This is a genomic window from Thalassospira sp. MCCC 1A01148 (assembly GCF_001613795.1).
Lineage (GTDB): Bacteria > Pseudomonadota > Alphaproteobacteria > Rhodospirillales > Thalassospiraceae > Thalassospira.
The window spans coordinates 41048-56061 of record NZ_LPVZ01000012.1 but is presented as its reverse complement, the minus strand read 5'-3'; the positions used below and the strand labels follow the sequence as shown (position 1 = coordinate 56061).

The following is a 15014-nucleotide window of genomic DNA, read 5'->3' as shown; positions in this document are numbered from 1 at the left end:
ATCGTGGCTGAAACGTTTGTCAGCGCAATGGACGCGACAAGACGTTCAAAGGAGGAAGAGAATGAAACAGATCACCAAATTGCTTGCCGGTGCTGCTGTCGCGACCATGGTGTCGTTTGGCGCACACGCACAGGAAGTTACCCTGACCGTCCACCATTTCCTGGGCCCGAAAGCACCGGCCCAGTCGAAGATGATTGAACCGTGGGCGCAGAAAATCGAAGAAGAATCAAACGGCCGCATCAAGTTTGAAATCTTCCCGTCCATGTCGCTGGGCGGCAACCCGCCGGAACTGTATCGTCAGGTCCGTGATGGCGTGGCCGATATCGTCTGGACCCTTCCGGGCTATACCCCGGGCGTGTTCCCGCGTCTTGAAGTCTTTGAGCTTCCGGGTGTTCATCTGGGCGACGCACGCGCAACCAACCTTGCGATGTGGGACCTGAAAGACCAGTACGCCGAAGACCTTACCGACATTCATCCGCTTGCGGTTCATGTGCATGCCGGTCAGGCCATTCACCTGACGGAAAAGGAAGTCCGCACCGTTGATGACGTCAAAGGTCTGAAACTGCGTACCCCGACCCGTACCGGTTCCTGGGTGATCGAAGCCTGGGGCGCTGAGCCCGTTGGCATGCCGGTTCCGGCCCTGCCGCAGGCCATGTCGCTGGGCGTGGTTGATGGTGGCCTGGTACCGTTCGAAGTTGTACCGCCGCTGAAACTGGCTGAAATGATTTCCTATTCTGTTGAAGGCGAAGGCGTTAATTCGCGCTTTGGCACCTCGACCTTCCTGTTCGCCATGAACAAGGACCGTTACGAGAGCCTGCCAGACGATCTCAAGGAAATCATCGACCGTAACTCTGGCCGTGATTTTGCTGCCCAGATCGGCGACGTCTTTAACGGCGTTGAAGAAGTCGGCAAGCGTATGGTCAACGAAGGCAAGGGCCAGGTTGTTCAGCTGACCGCTGCTGAAAAGGCAACCTTCGATGATGCGGCCGCATCCGTTATTGATCGCTGGATTGAAGAATCCACGTCAAACGGCATTGATGGCGCGAAACTTGTCGAAGATGCAAAGGCAGCCGTTCAGGCCCACACCAAGTAACATTGCGACGTTGCTGGTAAATCTTGTGGGGTCACGTATCATGCTGATATGTGACCCTGTTTTCCCGCAAGAATGTTAGAGATATGAAAAACGTGCTTTACAAGGCCGCTTCGTGGCTTGCCGTTGCCGGTGGCATGCTTGCCCTGCTGATCTCGATTGTCACGATTGTCAATGTGACGGCCTTTGGCCTCGACAAGATCGCCCGGCTATTTGATGCCAACGTCCCGGCCATCATCGGCTATGAGGACTTTGTCAGCATGATCGTCAGTTCGGCGGCGTTGATGTTTTTCCCTTATTGTCAGGCACATCGCGGGCATGTCGCGGTTGACGTATTCATCAAGATGTTTCCCGACTGGTTCGCGCGCGTTGTCGATACCCTGTCTGCCATTCTGATGACCGCGCTCGCACTGTTCCTTGGTTACATGATGGTCCATGGCCTGATTGAAGTGCGCAGCGACAATACCCTTTCCGCAATTTTGGGCTGGCCGATCTGGCCGTTCTACGTGCCGGGCATCATTGCGATGTTCCTGTGGGCCGCAATTGCCGGAAACCAGATTTTCGAGAGAGAGGCCGATGTCTGAACGTGAATTGATCGGCCTTGGTGGCCTTGCCCTTCTCTTTGTTATTCTTGCGCTGCGGGTTCCGGTTGGCCTTGCCATGGTGGGTGTCGGCATTGGCGGCAACTATGTGCTCAGCCTGTTTTTCCCGTTCCTGCGCTTTGACCCCTATCTGCAGCAGTTCAAATCCTTGCTTTACGGGATTGTCTCGAACTATGAACTTTCGGTCGTACCGCTGTTTGTTCTGATGGGCTATCTTGCAAGTCAGGCCAACCTGTCACGCGATCTGTTTCAGGGTGTCAATGCCTTGCTGGGGCGCTTCCGTGGCGGTGTTGCCATGGCAGCCATCGGGGCGTGCGCCGGTTTTGGTGCGGTGTGCGGATCATCCCTTGCCACTGCATCAACCATGGGCAAGGTTGCCCTGCCCGAACTTGACCGTCTGAAATATTCGCCCCGTCTGGCAACCGGAACGTTGGCTGCGGGCGGGACGCTTGGCATTCTGATCCCGCCATCGGTCGCGCTTGTGATTTATGCCGTGACGGTAGAGGCATCTATTATTCAGATGTTTCAGGCGGCCATCATTCCGGGTCTGATTGCGGTTCTGTTCTTTATGGCGGTGATTGCCATTCAGGTTCGCCTGAACCCTTCACTGGCCCCGAAACCCGAACCGATGCCAGCGGCGGAACGCAAGGAAGCCCTTCTGCGCCTGATCCCGGTGATGGTGATCTTTGGATCGATCATTCTCGGTCTTGGTGCGGGTCTGTTTACGCCGACACCTGCGGCCGGCGTGGGCGTGTTCGCCATTCTGGTTTACGGCGCCTACATGCGCATTCGCGGCAAAGGCGGGCTGACCTGGAAAGGGTTGCGTCAGTCGCTTAAGGATACGGCGATTACATCCTCGATGATCTTCTTCATCCTTCTGGGTGCGGAAATCCTCAAGGGCTTCTTTAGCCGCGCCAACCTTCCGGCATATATGGCCGAAGCCGCCGCCACCAGTGGCTTTGATCCGTGGCTTGTTATGGTGTTGATGCTGCTTGCCCTGATCCTGCTGGGATGCTTCATGGAAAGCCTGTCGATGATCGTGGTGGTGATCCCGTTCTTCTGGCCGGCCCTTGTTGACATCAATGGCGGCGACTGGGCGACGGCGGCCACCGCGGCCTATGGCATGGGGACCGAGGATCTTAAAATCTGGTTTGGTATCCTGGCGCTCATTGTCGTGGAACTGGGGCTGATTACACCACCGGTGGGATTGAATGTGTTTATCATCAATGCACTCGCCAAGGGTGTGCCGATGAGCCAGACCTTCCGCGGTGTGATGCCATTCTTTAGCGCCGAGATCGTCCGTATTCTGTTACTGATCTTTGCGCCGATATTAACGTTGTTTGTGCCAACAATCCTTGGCAATTAGCGACGATCAAATGTCTTGCAAAAGCCCGCCCCTTCTTGTGGCGGGCTTTTCTTTTTGTTGGACGGAAAACAGTCTAAACTGCCCCAACGAAATTCCTTAAATCCACCGCAGAACAAAACACCGATGCGCAACAAGATCCCGATCTATAAGCTTTATGGCGAACGCGATGCGGCAACGAGCCCCCCCGCGCGCAATGGCTATGATCTGGACACCAACACCAACGGCGCATCCGACCCGCAACCGGTCACGGAGCCGGAATTCTTCCACCTTGAAAGCATTCCCGAACGATCGCGCCTGCACGATCTGCACATCAAGCCACATCGCCATACCAACCTGTTTCAGCTGCTTTACATCACCCGTGGACAGGCGGAAATCAGCTTTGATGACCAACATCTGACCATGCAGGCAGGCCAGTTGATCACAGTGCCGCCCGGCACCGTGCATGGCTTTAAATTCAGTGATGATATTGATGGCTGGGTGATTTCACTGACCGACTATCACCTGCAGGAAATTCTCAGCCCCGCGCCAAAACTTCTCGCTCGGCTGGATCAGGCGATCTGCGTTGATACGCGGTCATCTTCTGGCGATGTCAACAGCCCGGCCGACTTTTTGATTTCGCAATTGGTCACGGAATATTACAGCCACAATACCGGACGGCTGTTTGCCCTTCGTCATATTCTGGGTTTGCTGTTGCTTGGCATCGGGCGCACCGTGCCGCAGGATCAGTCCGCGCGCCTGTCGCGCCAGGAACAAAAGACCGAAAAATTCCGCAAGTTTCAGACGCTGGTCGAAACCTTTTACAAGCAGCACAAATCGCTTGAATTCTATGCCCGCGAAATTGGCGTCACCACCACCCAGCTTAACCGCATTGCCAAGGACATTTATGGCATGACCGCAAGCGAGGTGGTGCAAAACCGCCTGATGCTGGAAGCCAAACGGACCCTGATCTATACCGACATCGCCATTCAACAGATCGCCGATGAACTGGGCTTTCGCGATGCCGGATATTTTTCGCGCTTCTTTACCAAAAAGGCCGGGGTATCCCCGGCCCGGTTCCGAACTGATCAGCGTTAAGGTGCCAAGCCCCGCACCGTATCAAGCGTCAGCCACATACGCACCTGATCCACCACCCGGCCAGACCGCGTTTTCCAGCCCTTGGCAATGAACTTTTCCTCGCCAAACCCGACCTTGCGATACAGATTAAGCGCGTTGTCATTGCCATCGACAACATTCAGCCACAGCTTTTCATAATCAGGCGTTTCGGCAATTTTGGCAGCAAGGCTTGATAAGGCCGCCTTGCCAAAGCCCTTTCCGCGTTCAAACACGCCAAACTCATCGACCTTGGGCAGGCGTGTCGCCATCTCGGTCATATAGACATAGGCCACCGCCTTCTGATCAACGCGAAACACCCAAAGTGCCGTGTCCTTTGATCCGGCCAGTGCCGCGTTCAACTGTTCATCGGGCACGCGGGCAATTGCGTCGTAAAACTGCACATCTTCCATCATCGCAACGATGCGTGGCAGTTCGTCGGGTGCGGGAACTTCCCAGTAACCAGTCATCTGAATTCCATCCTTGAGAGCCGAACCAAATCGGAATTTTGCTCGGTCTCTAACGCCACGCCAGAAGCCAGCGATCAAGTCGCCCAAGCAACCACGAAACACACAGCCCCATCAGTGACAAGACCACCACACCGGCAATCAACTGATCGGTCTGATACAGGTTCCCGGCTGCCAAAATCAAAGCCCCGATGCCATATTGCGCACCGATCATTTCAGCAGCAATCAGCAAGATGATCGCAATAGACGACGAAATGCGAAAGCCCGACAGGATGGTCGGAAGCGCACCGGGCAGGATAATTTTGCGAATGATCGATACCATCGGCATGTCAAAGCTTTGACCCATGCGGATCAGATTGCGCTGCACATTATCCACGCCGCCAAATGTGTTGATCACGGTCGGGAAAAACACGCCAAAGGCAATGGTGGCGAATTTGGAAGGTTCCCCGATACCAAACCAGATGATGAAAAGCGGCAACAATGCGATTTTCGGGATCGGAAACAGGGCCGAAACCAGGGCCACACCGGGCGAGCGCGCCCATGTAAACATGCCGACCAGAAAACCAACGACCAATCCGGCCACAGTTCCCATGATCCAGCCGCCCACAAGCCGCTGAAGCGACGCCCCAAGATGCCGCCACAGATCACCCGATACAAGCAATTGCCAAAGCGCCTTGGTAACCGCAACCGGGCTTGGCATCGCGAGTTCGGAAATTACGCCGCTACTCGATCCTAGTTGCCAAAGCGCGATCACGGCAATGAAGCTGCCCCATGCGGCAACCGGATTGGCCTTGGGGTTAAAGCCGGTAGCACGAAAACGGACTTTGGTTGCTGAACTCGATGGTGCGCTTGATCCCGTCGTGGCCTGATCAATATCACGCGACATTTTCAAGCTCCTTGTCTGCGGCAATCGCCTCGTCACGGATCAGGTCCCAAAGGGCCTGCTCATGGGCGATCAATTCGGGCATGCCTTCCTGACGGTTTTGGATCGGCACATCAATCGTATGGACTTCCTTGATCGTGCCTGGACGACGGCGCAACGCCACGACCTTATGGGCCAGTCGCACGGCCTCGTTAAGGTTATGGGTCACATAAACCGCCGTCATACCCGTGCGGGCAAACAGATCGGCAAACTCCTCCAGAAGCAAAATACGTGTCTGGGCATCAAGGGCCGATAACGGTTCATCCATCAAAAGCACGGCCGGACGTACCGCAAGCGCACGCGCAATGCCCACACGCTGTTTCATGCCGCCTGAAAGCTGCTTGGGATAGGCATTGGCAAAATCCGACAGATTGGTTTGCGCCAGCACCTCGGCAATACGTTCCTCGCGCTCGGCCTTGGACAGCGGGTGATCTTCGAGCACAAGGCTGATATTGCCCGCCACCGTGCGCCAGGGCAAAAGTGCAAAATCCTGAAACACATAGGTCAGCGGATTCAGACACCCTTCCGGCGTGGCCTGATCACACATCAGTACTTCGCCGTCACTTGGCGCAAGCAGGCCACCAATGATCGACAGCAATGTCGATTTGCCACATCCCGATGGGCCGATCAGAGCCACGACCTCGCCCGGTTCGATGCCAAAATCAATGTCGCGCAATACCTCGAGCTGATCATATCGGTGGCTGACATTTTTGATATGAAGGCGCATGGCGCTCTCTTTACTAATCAACAAAAAAGCAAACCGGGCCGAAAAGCAATCTTTCGGCCCGGTCGGATATCACAACAGTTTACTGGCCAAGCGGCGCAATGAAGCTGGTATCGATGAAGTCATCCGGGTTGGCGCTGTCAGAAACATAACCGCGTTCCTGATACCATTTCACCTGCGCCTTGACGTCTTCGACATCAAGCTTGCCTTCCTCGGTAATGAACATCGCGCCATTACGAATTTTCGGATAGGCCTTCTCGGCGGGCTGATCGCTGTAGACATATTTGTGCACGATCTCGAGAATCTCGTCGGTGGTATCGGACTTCACAAGATTGCCATCACCATCGGTCGCCAGCAGGGCCGCACGGTAATCGGCCACGCCCTTCTGATAGGCGCGCACGAATTTTTCGACCACACCGCGGCGTTCTTCGACATTCGCGGTCGAGGTAAACAGGCCACCAACCTGATAGGGCACGTAATCCTTGACCCAGCCGATGATATGCGCAGCACCCGCGTTGTGCAGCGGCTTGGCGATGTGCGGGACAATGATCATGCTGTCAACCTGTCCGCTTTTGAGCGCACCGATCATGTTGGGCACCGACTGAAGCGGCTTAAGCTCCATGCTTTCAATATCAACACCGGCCTTCTCGGCAACATTGCCGATCATGTAGTGGAAAGATGAGCCAACCTGCGACAGCGCAAAGCTGTGCCCGCCAAGCTTGTCCACCGACGTCAAACCGGCCTCATAGGCCTTGTTCGATGCAAGAATTGCCGAACCGTCATAGTCGACATCTTCATGAAGCTGCGCCCCGATCACCTTAAGCGCACCCTTGCCCGCAAGGTTAAAGAAACCGCCCGTAAAGGCCGTCACGCCAAAGTCGGCATCCCCGGCGGCAATTGCCACCGCAACCGGCTGTGCCGAACGGAAAAAGGTAATATCCGCATCAAGCCCTTCGGCCTCGAAATATCCCTTTTCCTTGGCAATAAACAGCGGCGAGCTTGACACGAATGTCAGGGCGGCAATGTTGATTTTCTCTGCCGCATGGGCAACGCCAGCACCAAGAACAGCCGCACCAACTGCGACCGCCAGTACCGAACGGCGCGCAGCCTTCTTGGCTCCGCTCACCAGATCATAAGAACGCATGTTTCCTCCTCAGGGTCTTCTTTTTGAATCAATTATCTGTTCTTCAATCTGGTAGCCGAATTGTCAGCGAATTGCCAATGTTTAGCGTATATTGAATGCAAATTGGCGGCTTTTGCCCCAGACAGGCAAACAGCACGAAATGATCTTTCGCCTGATGGTGGAACCTATGGGCCGTGATGCCTATTCACCGCGCGGCCCTTTGCACAAATTGCCATGCACTGCCAAAGTCGCTAAAACCGCGTTGTTGCCCTCAATCGCCCCAAATTTACAAGGCCGATCATGCCCACCAAAACGCCCGCCTCAAAACCCGCCCAAAATGGCAAAACCGCGATGGTGATCGGGGCCGGTCCGGCAGGCCTGATGGCGGCCGAACGGCTGGCCGGTGATGGCTATGCCGTAACGATTTTTGAGGGCATGCCAAGTGCCGGGCGCAAGTTGCTCATGGCGGGGAAATCGGGGCTTAACATCACGCACAGCGAAGATCTTGAAACCTTCCTGACCCGCTATGGCACATCGCGCGCCCGGCTTGAACCGCATTTGCGCAAATTCGGGCCCAATCAAATCCGCGAATGGTGTGAAGGCTTGGGTGTTGAAACCTTTGTCGGCTCGTCAGGCCGGGTGTTTCCGACCGCGATGAAGGCAAGCCCACTTTTGCGCGCTTGGCTCCGCCGACTTGATGGTTTGGGCTGCACCATCCATTATCGCCATTACTGGACCGGCTGGAACGACGCCGATCAGGCTGTTTTCAGAACGCCCGATGGCGAAGTTACCGCCACCGCCGACATCACCATTCTGGCCCTTGGCGGCGGCAGTTGGAAACGATTGGGCTCAGACGGCAAATGGATGGAAATCCTTACCAATGCCGGGATCAAGTGCAATCCGTTCAAACCGGCCAATTGCGGCTTTGAGATCAATTGGACCGACCATCTGATCGACAAATGCGCAGGCTCCCCGGTGAAGGCCGTGACACTCACATGTGGCGACCAGACGGTGCGCGGCGAGTTCGTCATTTCCAAAACCGGCATCGAAGGCAGTGCGGTCTATGCCATCTCGGCAACGCTCCGCGATCAATGGCTTGAAACCGGTGTTGGTACGCTGACACTCGACCTGTCCCCTGACCGCAACCTTGATGACGTCACCAAGCGCCTGTCAAAGCCACGCGGCAAAAACTCGATGGGCAACCACCTGCGCAAAACACTCGGCCTTGATGCCACCAAAACAGCCCTCATTTTCGAAGTCACCCCGCGCGAAACCCTGAACGACCCAACCGCACTCGCCACCGCCATCAAGAACCTCACGCTTCACATCAAAAAGCCCCGTCCAATCGACGAGGCCATCAGCACCGCAGGCGGTGTCGCATGGGAAGAACTGGATGACAATTTCCAACTCATCAACCGCCCCGGCACCTACTGCCTCGGCGAAATGGTCGATTGGGAAGCCCCGACGGGTGGGTATTTGTTGAGTGGGTGTTTTTTGAGCGGGTGTTTATAGATCGCGCCAACTTAAATACTGAGCTTCACGATCCTCTTCATAATCCTGAATTATCTTATCGATATCTACGTGCTCCATCGGATCTATTCCATGGAATTCTAATGGATCGAGAGCGTCAATATGTGTGTATTCATGCTTAAAATTAGCGGCGATCATTTCATCAAGGCCTTTAAGCTTCAAGTTACAGCACCTGCAATTTAACCCATCTGGCTGAACCCGCACCTCTTGGACCACTTCTTCGTTTCTCAAAAAAGGCTCACCATGACCTATCGGGTGCCCATAGATAAGCGCTCGGCTTGAGCATGCAGGACACTTGTCGACCCATACATGCTGCCCCTTAGTGGAAATCATATACTCGAACTGGAACTCAGCTTCACCTCGCGCCTTATCAATTTCCTCTTGTGACTGTGAGAAAAATCTCTCTTTCTCGATCTTAATCAGATCAACCGTTCTGCGCTTCTTTTTGATACTGATCTGCTTTGATATTTCACGAGCTTGATCAGCTTCTCGTTTGCCAAGAATGTCCTCAAGGTTTTCATCCATAAATTCTGAGATTTTCACAAATGCGGATAGGATGCTGGGTTTAATGGTCTCCAGTTGGTCTCCCAAGAAACCATCTTTGTCACTGTGCAACTCGGTGTTCCGAAATGCTGAAACGGCTACCAAAGCCTTATGCTCTTCGTCGTTTAGGTTAGGTACCAAAAGCTTCAAACGAGCTATGGCGGTTTCAAACTTTACAGAACGTTCATTGCCTGCGCCAGGTATGCCACCGCCAAACCTGAGGCTTGCCTCGTCAACGCTTGCATTCAACACAGGCGACTTATGAACCAAAGCTGCGCGCACCAAAAACTCGCTACAAAATGAGAGATAAAGGCGGAACTCAATTGCCTGTCTACTACTGGAGTTCGCCCTCGCCCAATATCGCTTAAATTTGGCAAGATACCCATTTTTATCCCACATCGAAGGATCTTTCACAGCATATTTAGAGAAAATTCCCACCTTCACAAAACTACCATAAATTGCGCTTTTTCCAATTATTTCGAGCATCGACGGAACTATCAACTTATAACCTCCACTGAAATCGCAGATCCCAAATTTGCCTTACGATAGCGGTTGTGCCTTAATACGCACCTCCAAGATTTAAAAAATCCAAGAACAAAAACAGTGAGGTGAGCCATGACGGGTGCCAGCGATGGCAATTCCAAAGGCACGGATATTTCCGACAGCGCATCTGATTTGACGCGGATGACAGACGCCGGGCCGGACGCCCTTGCCGCCTATTACGACAAGTGGGCTGAAAGCTATGATGCGGATTTGCCCAAGATGGGCTATGATGCGCCCAAGCGGGCGGCGGCCATCATGGTTGAGCACGGGGTGCCGTTTGACGCACCCGTTCTGGATGCCGGATGTGGCACCGGGTTAACGGGTTTGGAGCTTTCAAAGACCGGATATACGGACATTACCGGCATTGATTTGTCGCTGGAATCCCTGCAGGCGGCAGAGGCCAAGGGCGTTTATCGCCATCTTAAAAAGCGTGATATGAACAAGACACTGGCCTTTGGCGACAATGGCTTTGCCGCCGTTCAATGCATTGGCACACTGACCTATGTGCGTGAGATCAAGCAGCTGTTTTCCGAGTTCTGCCGGGTTGTGAAGCGCGGGGGAATTGTCTGCTTTACCCAGCGCACCGATCTTTATGATGATGCCTTCACCAAGGCCATTCAGGCCACCACCAAGGCCCGGAAGTGGGAACTGATTTCCCATTCAGAGCCCATGCCCTACCTGCCCAATCACGAAGATTTCGCCGACAAGAAACACATTTTCTATGATGTGTACCGGGTGAAATAGGTCCTCTGATCAACGCGCCTTTCAATCAGATGGCGGGTCGACTTCGCGAATGCTGATTGTTTCTTCACGCGGGTCGCAGGCCGGCAATTCAGATGTCTTGTCATAGCCATAGGCATCAAACGACGTCATCTTGCCGAAATCAAACACGTCGTCGCGCCCTGTGATGTCATAAACCTCAACCAGACGGACAAGATCAACGGTGGCACCGGACTGGAATTCAAAGAACTCGATCTGATCACAATTGTCAGTCCAGTTTGACAATCTGATTTGATCGGAAAGTTCGGAAATTTCAGCGCCGGGATGTTTCGCATCCCTGAGTCCAACCAACAAATCAGGGCCGTCAAACCGGATGATCACATCGCGCGGCGCGACACCCTTGCCAAACAGGATGCGATCCCGTCCGGCGTGTTCTTTGATGCGCACAACCTTTTCGCGATAGTTCCGGCGGGAGCCATCCGAATAAACGTCATAAAGCTTGTCTGTCCGGCGGTTAAACGAGAAATCAGTAATGGTGTCGCGCCCGTCTCCGTACCGATACAGATAGGTATCATCACCATACCCGCCATCGAGGAAATCGCGGCCCCTTCCGCCAAGCAACCAGTCCTTTCCCCAACCGCCATAAAGGCGATCTGTTCCGGGGCCACCATCAATCGCGGCCTCGCGCTCAAGATCAGTGTGAATAAAGTCGTCGCCCGCGCCGGAATTGAAGATTTCGACGTTATGGTCCGAAATATTCAGATCAAGATCAGCTGTCCCAGCATAAATCGCCCGATCAGTATCCGGCCCGCCATCAAAGTCATCGAACTCGTCAATAATCAGATAATCCTGCCCGGCCCCGGAACGGAGCGTATCCTTGCCGTCCTCGCCGACCAGAAGGTCACTTTCGCGGCTGCCGATCAATTCGTCATCGCCAGGCCCGCCAAAGATGATGACTTTTTCCTGCGAACCTGCCTGAATACGGTCATTGCCGTCGCCACCCTCGGCAATCCTTCGCCCAAGAACGCCCAGATCAAGGTCCAACGCCTGTGTCTGGTCCGTATCCGTCTTGCGCAGGATGTCAAAGACGCGATGTTCCCCAATGACATCATATTCATCGACAAAGATTTTGTGGAACCTGACGGTACGCTCTGAATAAAGCTTGTCCGCTTGTTCCTGTGCACTACACGCGGCGAGTAACGCACACAGCGATACGGCGCATGCACTTGTTTTCCATGCCTGTCTGGGCATTTCCGTCGTCCCCATAAGCTGTTATCAGCTCCCCCAAGGACAGTTTTATTTATATTTGACTTAACCATACCCACATTGCGGGCACATTCAATCACCCGAAAGGTTAGCAAGTAAAACCACTTAGCTGACGCAAATACGTTCTTTTGCGACTAATTCGCAACTTTATGGTTGACAATATCAACCATCCTCATGTAGTTGATTAAGTCAACCATTTAGGGACTTGCGCTAGGACCCGATAAGCGCCCCACGCTTTTCCGACGCAATGACCTGCCGGTTACTTGGCCCCTTCGCACCACCGATGAAAGCACCCTGCCCCATGCCACGTGTTTTACGTATTTCCCCCCGGATCTATCCCGATGGCCTGCCCGCCCCGCGTAACATGTTTGCGACGGCAGCCATTCTATTGACCATCATGATGGCCGTGCTGGACGGCACGATCGTGAATGTTGCCCTGCCGACCATTGCCAACGACCAGGGGGTAACGCCCGCGCACGCGATTTGGGTGGTAACGGCCTATCAGCTTGCCATTGTTGTGGCACTACTGCCGCTCTCGGCCCTTGGCGAGGCGATCGGGTTTCGCAAGGTCAATCTGTGCGGTATTGCATTATTTGGCGTGGCATCGGCCCTATGTGCCATGGCTCCGACGATCGAGCTTTTGACCGCTGCGCGTGTGTTGCAAGGGTTGGGGGCGGCTGCGATCATGAGCATCAATGCCGCGATCATGCGCCATGTCTTTCCGCAAGCCAAACTTGGGCAGGCGATTGGCTGGATTGCCATGACGGTTTCCGTTTCCGCCGCCGCCGGACCAACGATTGCATCGGCCATTCTGGCCGTTGGAAGCTGGCACTGGCTGTTTTTGATCAATCTGCCGATCTCGGCGCTGGCCATTGTCATCGGGTTCTTTAGCCTGCCCTTTAATGCGCCAAGTCGTGCACGGTTTGACTATATCAGTGCGATCCTGAACGTTTTGACCTTTGGCGGGCTGGTTGCGGCCCTTGGCAATGTCGGGATTGAAAGCGACCCGCTTTTGATTGCGGCGCAATTTGCCACATCCCTGATTGCCGGGGTGTTTCTGGTGCGCCGTCAATTGTCACGCCCGCGCCCGATGCTGCCGCTTGATTTATTGCGGTTGCCGGTCTTTGCCTGTTCAATCGCATCATCTGTCGCAGGTTTTTGCGCCATGATGATTGCGTTCGTCACCATGCCGTTCTATTTCCACGATGTGCTGGGCTATAGCGCGACCATGACGGGATTATTGATGACACCATGGCCATTGGCAGCGGCCATTGTCGCCCCGCTTGCCGGGAAACTGGCCGACAGTTATTCCCCGGTGCGTCTGACCGGCATTGGCATGGGTCTGTTTGCCGCCGGGCTTTATGGCATAACGCTGGCGGCAGGTTCCGACGGGTACGGCGCAATCGTTGCCACCCTTGCGCTGTGCGGTGCGGGCTTTGGGCTGTTTCAGGCCCCCAACAACCGCCTGATGCTGACCAGTGCGCCGCGGGATCGTTCGGGTGGTGCCAGCGGATTGCTGTCCACCGCGCGCCTGACCGGTCAATCAATTGGTGCGGCACTTGCGGCAATCCTGATTGGGACCAGCGGCATGTTTGATCTGCAGACCATCATGTTGGTGGCCAGTGGATCGGCCCTGCTATCAGCGCTGATCTGCGAAGGCCGTCGCCATGCCCTTCGCACCGGCTTGATCGCGTCAAACGTATAAGGATGAAATAAAAGCCATGACCGACGAAGATCAGGTCCACGTCCCGGGTGAAACCCTGCATCGTCTTGTGCATGCCTATAAACGGCGTTTGATGCATGCGATGCAGGCAGCCGACATGCCGATGCCGATCTCGCACAAGCGGGTGATGAAATGGATCGTCCGCATCCCCGGCATCACCGCCCAGCAAATGGCCGAGAAATCCGGTCAGGACAAAGGCCGGATCACGCGCCTTTTGAAAGAACTTGAAAATGACGGGCTGATTGAACGCCGCCCGCACCCCGAAGATCGACGGAGCCAAACCCTGCATTTGACGGCCGCTGGCAGTGCGAAAATGGAAGATTTCCGCGCTGTTGAAAAAGAAGTCAGATCCAAAATGACGCGCGGTCTTACGCCACAGCAGATCCATGATTTTGTCGAGATCGCCAATCTGATGTCTGACAATCTGGAAACCCACAAATGCAAGAAACTGGACTTTGCGGGTAACACCCCCGAAGACCAAGGAGCGAACAAATGAGCAAACCTTCCCCACGCGATCTGACCGTGATCAAAAAGGGCTACGTCACCCCCAATATGCTGCGCGTCACCCTTGGCGGTGACGGCATGAAGGACTTTCCGAATGATCAGGAAAGTGCATATGTCAAACTGATGTTTCCGATCGAGGGTGATGACAAAGGCCGCGTGTTACGCCGGACCTATACGGTACGTCATGACCGCATGACCGACCATGGCCGCGAGATCGATATTGATTTCGTAATGCATGGTGCCGGTGATGATGGCGATAACGACCATGATCATGGTGGCCCAGCCTCGAACTGGGCGGTCAATTGCCAGCCGGGTGATGTGATCACCATCGGTGGCCCCGGCCCGAAAAAGCTTGTTGATCCGACGGCGGACTGGTTCCTGATTGTTGGTGATATGACGGCCCTGCCCGCCGTATCGGTCAATCTGGAAACCCTGCCCGATGACGCGCGCGGCTATGCCGTGATCGAAGTCCGGTCAGAGGCCGACATGCAGGATTTGAAAAAGCCTGACAACATCACGATTGAATGGGTGATCAATCCGCGCCCGGGTGAACGGAACACAGTTCTAAGCGATGTGGTCAAGCGCCTGCCATGGCATGAAGGCGGTCGGCTTTCTGTCTGGGCGGCGTGCGAATTTACATCCATGCGGGCGTTGCGCAGCTACTTCCGCGAGGACCGCGGCCTTGGCAAGGATGATCTTTATATTTCAAGCTATTGGAAACTTGGCATGAATGAGGACACCCACAAGGTCATCAAGTCCGAGGACGCCAAAAAGGCGGCCTGATTGCTGTACCTCCAATAAA

15 protein-coding genes are annotated in these 15014 nt (G+C 54.5%); 9 read left to right on the top strand and 6 right to left on the bottom strand.

Annotation, left to right across the window (positions count from 1 at the left end; genetic code table 11):
• The first annotated feature begins 61 nt into the window (after positions 1 to 61).
• The 4 genes from AUQ43_RS03155 (at position 62) to AUQ43_RS03140 (ending at position 4132) form a co-directional block, all read left to right on the top strand.
• Positions 62 to 1093 (top strand): TRAP transporter substrate-binding protein, encoded by a 1032-nt coding sequence (locus tag AUQ43_RS03155; RefSeq protein WP_062954369.1) that lies wholly within the window; start codon positions 62 to 64, stop codon positions 1091 to 1093.
• An 83-nt stretch (positions 1094 to 1176) separates the two neighbouring features.
• Positions 1177 to 1674: a TRAP transporter small permease gene (locus AUQ43_RS03150; RefSeq protein ID WP_062954368.1), complete on the top strand. Its 498-nt coding sequence runs from the start codon at positions 1177 to 1179 to the stop codon at positions 1672 to 1674.
• A complete protein-coding gene (locus AUQ43_RS03145) occupies positions 1667 to 3058 on the top strand; it encodes a TRAP transporter large permease (RefSeq protein WP_062954367.1) in 1392 nt (463 codons plus the stop codon). The genes AUQ43_RS03150 and AUQ43_RS03145 overlap by 8 nt, the downstream gene beginning before the upstream one ends.
• A gap of 123 nt (positions 3059 to 3181) precedes the next feature.
• Entirely contained in the window at positions 3182 to 4132 is a 951-nt protein-coding gene (locus AUQ43_RS03140; protein ID WP_062954366.1) for a helix-turn-helix domain-containing protein, read from the top strand.
• Here the strand turns inward: AUQ43_RS03140 and AUQ43_RS03135 are convergent.
• From AUQ43_RS03135 to AUQ43_RS03120, 4 genes are all read right to left on the bottom strand, one after another.
• The gene (locus tag AUQ43_RS03135) at positions 4129 to 4617 is read right to left on the bottom strand and encodes a GNAT family N-acetyltransferase (RefSeq protein WP_062954365.1); all 489 of its coding nucleotides are present in this window, start codon (positions 4615 to 4617) and stop codon (positions 4129 to 4131) included. The genes AUQ43_RS03140 and AUQ43_RS03135 overlap by 4 nt on opposite strands.
• Positions 4618 to 4666: 49 nt before the next feature.
• On the bottom strand, positions 4667 to 5500 hold the full coding sequence (locus AUQ43_RS03130) for an ABC transporter permease (RefSeq protein WP_062954364.1): 834 nt from the start codon (positions 5498 to 5500) through the stop codon (positions 4667 to 4669).
• Positions 5490 to 6263 carry an ABC transporter ATP-binding protein gene (locus tag AUQ43_RS03125; protein WP_062954363.1) on the bottom strand — a complete coding sequence of 258 codons (774 nt, stop codon included), beginning with the start codon at positions 6261 to 6263 and terminating at the stop codon, positions 5490 to 5492. The genes AUQ43_RS03130 and AUQ43_RS03125 overlap by 11 nt, the downstream gene beginning before the upstream one ends.
• Before the next feature lie 79 nt (positions 6264 to 6342).
• Entirely contained in the window at positions 6343 to 7404 is a 1062-nt protein-coding gene (locus tag AUQ43_RS03120) for an ABC transporter substrate-binding protein (RefSeq protein ID WP_232310569.1), read from the bottom strand.
• Positions 7405 to 7683: 279 nt separating this feature from the next.
• On the opposite strand from AUQ43_RS03120, the gene AUQ43_RS03115 reads away from it, so the two are divergent.
• Complete coding sequence (locus AUQ43_RS03115) at positions 7684 to 8895, top strand: TIGR03862 family flavoprotein (protein ID WP_062954362.1); 1212 nt, start codon at positions 7684 to 7686, stop codon at positions 8893 to 8895.
• On the opposite strand, the gene AUQ43_RS03110 is transcribed toward AUQ43_RS03115, so the two are convergent.
• A complete protein-coding gene (locus AUQ43_RS03110; protein WP_062954361.1) occupies positions 8890 to 9942 on the bottom strand; it encodes a hypothetical protein in 1053 nt (350 codons plus the stop codon). The two genes, AUQ43_RS03115 and AUQ43_RS03110, sit on opposite strands and share 6 nt — an antisense overlap.
• A 129-nt stretch (positions 9943 to 10071) precedes the next feature.
• Here AUQ43_RS03110 and AUQ43_RS03105 point away from each other — a divergent pair, with 129 nt between their 5' ends.
• The gene (locus AUQ43_RS03105) at positions 10072 to 10743 is read left to right on the top strand and encodes a class I SAM-dependent methyltransferase (protein WP_062954360.1); all 672 of its coding nucleotides are present in this window, start codon (positions 10072 to 10074) and stop codon (positions 10741 to 10743) included.
• A gap of 21 nt (positions 10744 to 10764) precedes the next feature.
• Here AUQ43_RS03105 and AUQ43_RS03100 read toward each other — a convergent pair whose 3' ends face one another.
• Positions 10765 to 11970 (bottom strand): calcium-binding protein, encoded by a 1206-nt coding sequence (locus AUQ43_RS03100; protein WP_181838585.1) that lies wholly within the window; start codon positions 11968 to 11970, stop codon positions 10765 to 10767.
• A gap of 316 nt (positions 11971 to 12286) precedes the next feature.
• Here AUQ43_RS03100 and AUQ43_RS03095 point away from each other — a divergent pair, with 316 nt between their 5' ends.
• From AUQ43_RS03095 to AUQ43_RS03085, 3 genes are read left to right on the top strand one after another with little or no spacing between them, the layout of a single operon-like run.
• Complete coding sequence (locus tag AUQ43_RS03095) at positions 12287 to 13690, top strand: MFS transporter (protein ID WP_232310568.1); 1404 nt, start codon at positions 12287 to 12289, stop codon at positions 13688 to 13690.
• A 16-nt stretch (positions 13691 to 13706) separates the two neighbouring features.
• Positions 13707 to 14204, top strand: coding sequence for a MarR family winged helix-turn-helix transcriptional regulator (locus tag AUQ43_RS03090; RefSeq protein WP_062954358.1), 498 nt, complete (start codon positions 13707 to 13709; stop codon positions 14202 to 14204).
• Positions 14201 to 14995 carry a siderophore-interacting protein gene (locus AUQ43_RS03085; RefSeq protein WP_062954357.1) on the top strand — a complete coding sequence of 265 codons (795 nt, stop codon included), beginning with the start codon at positions 14201 to 14203 and terminating at the stop codon, positions 14993 to 14995. The genes AUQ43_RS03090 and AUQ43_RS03085 overlap by 4 nt, the downstream gene beginning before the upstream one ends.
• Positions 14996 to 15014: the final 19 nt, after the last annotated feature.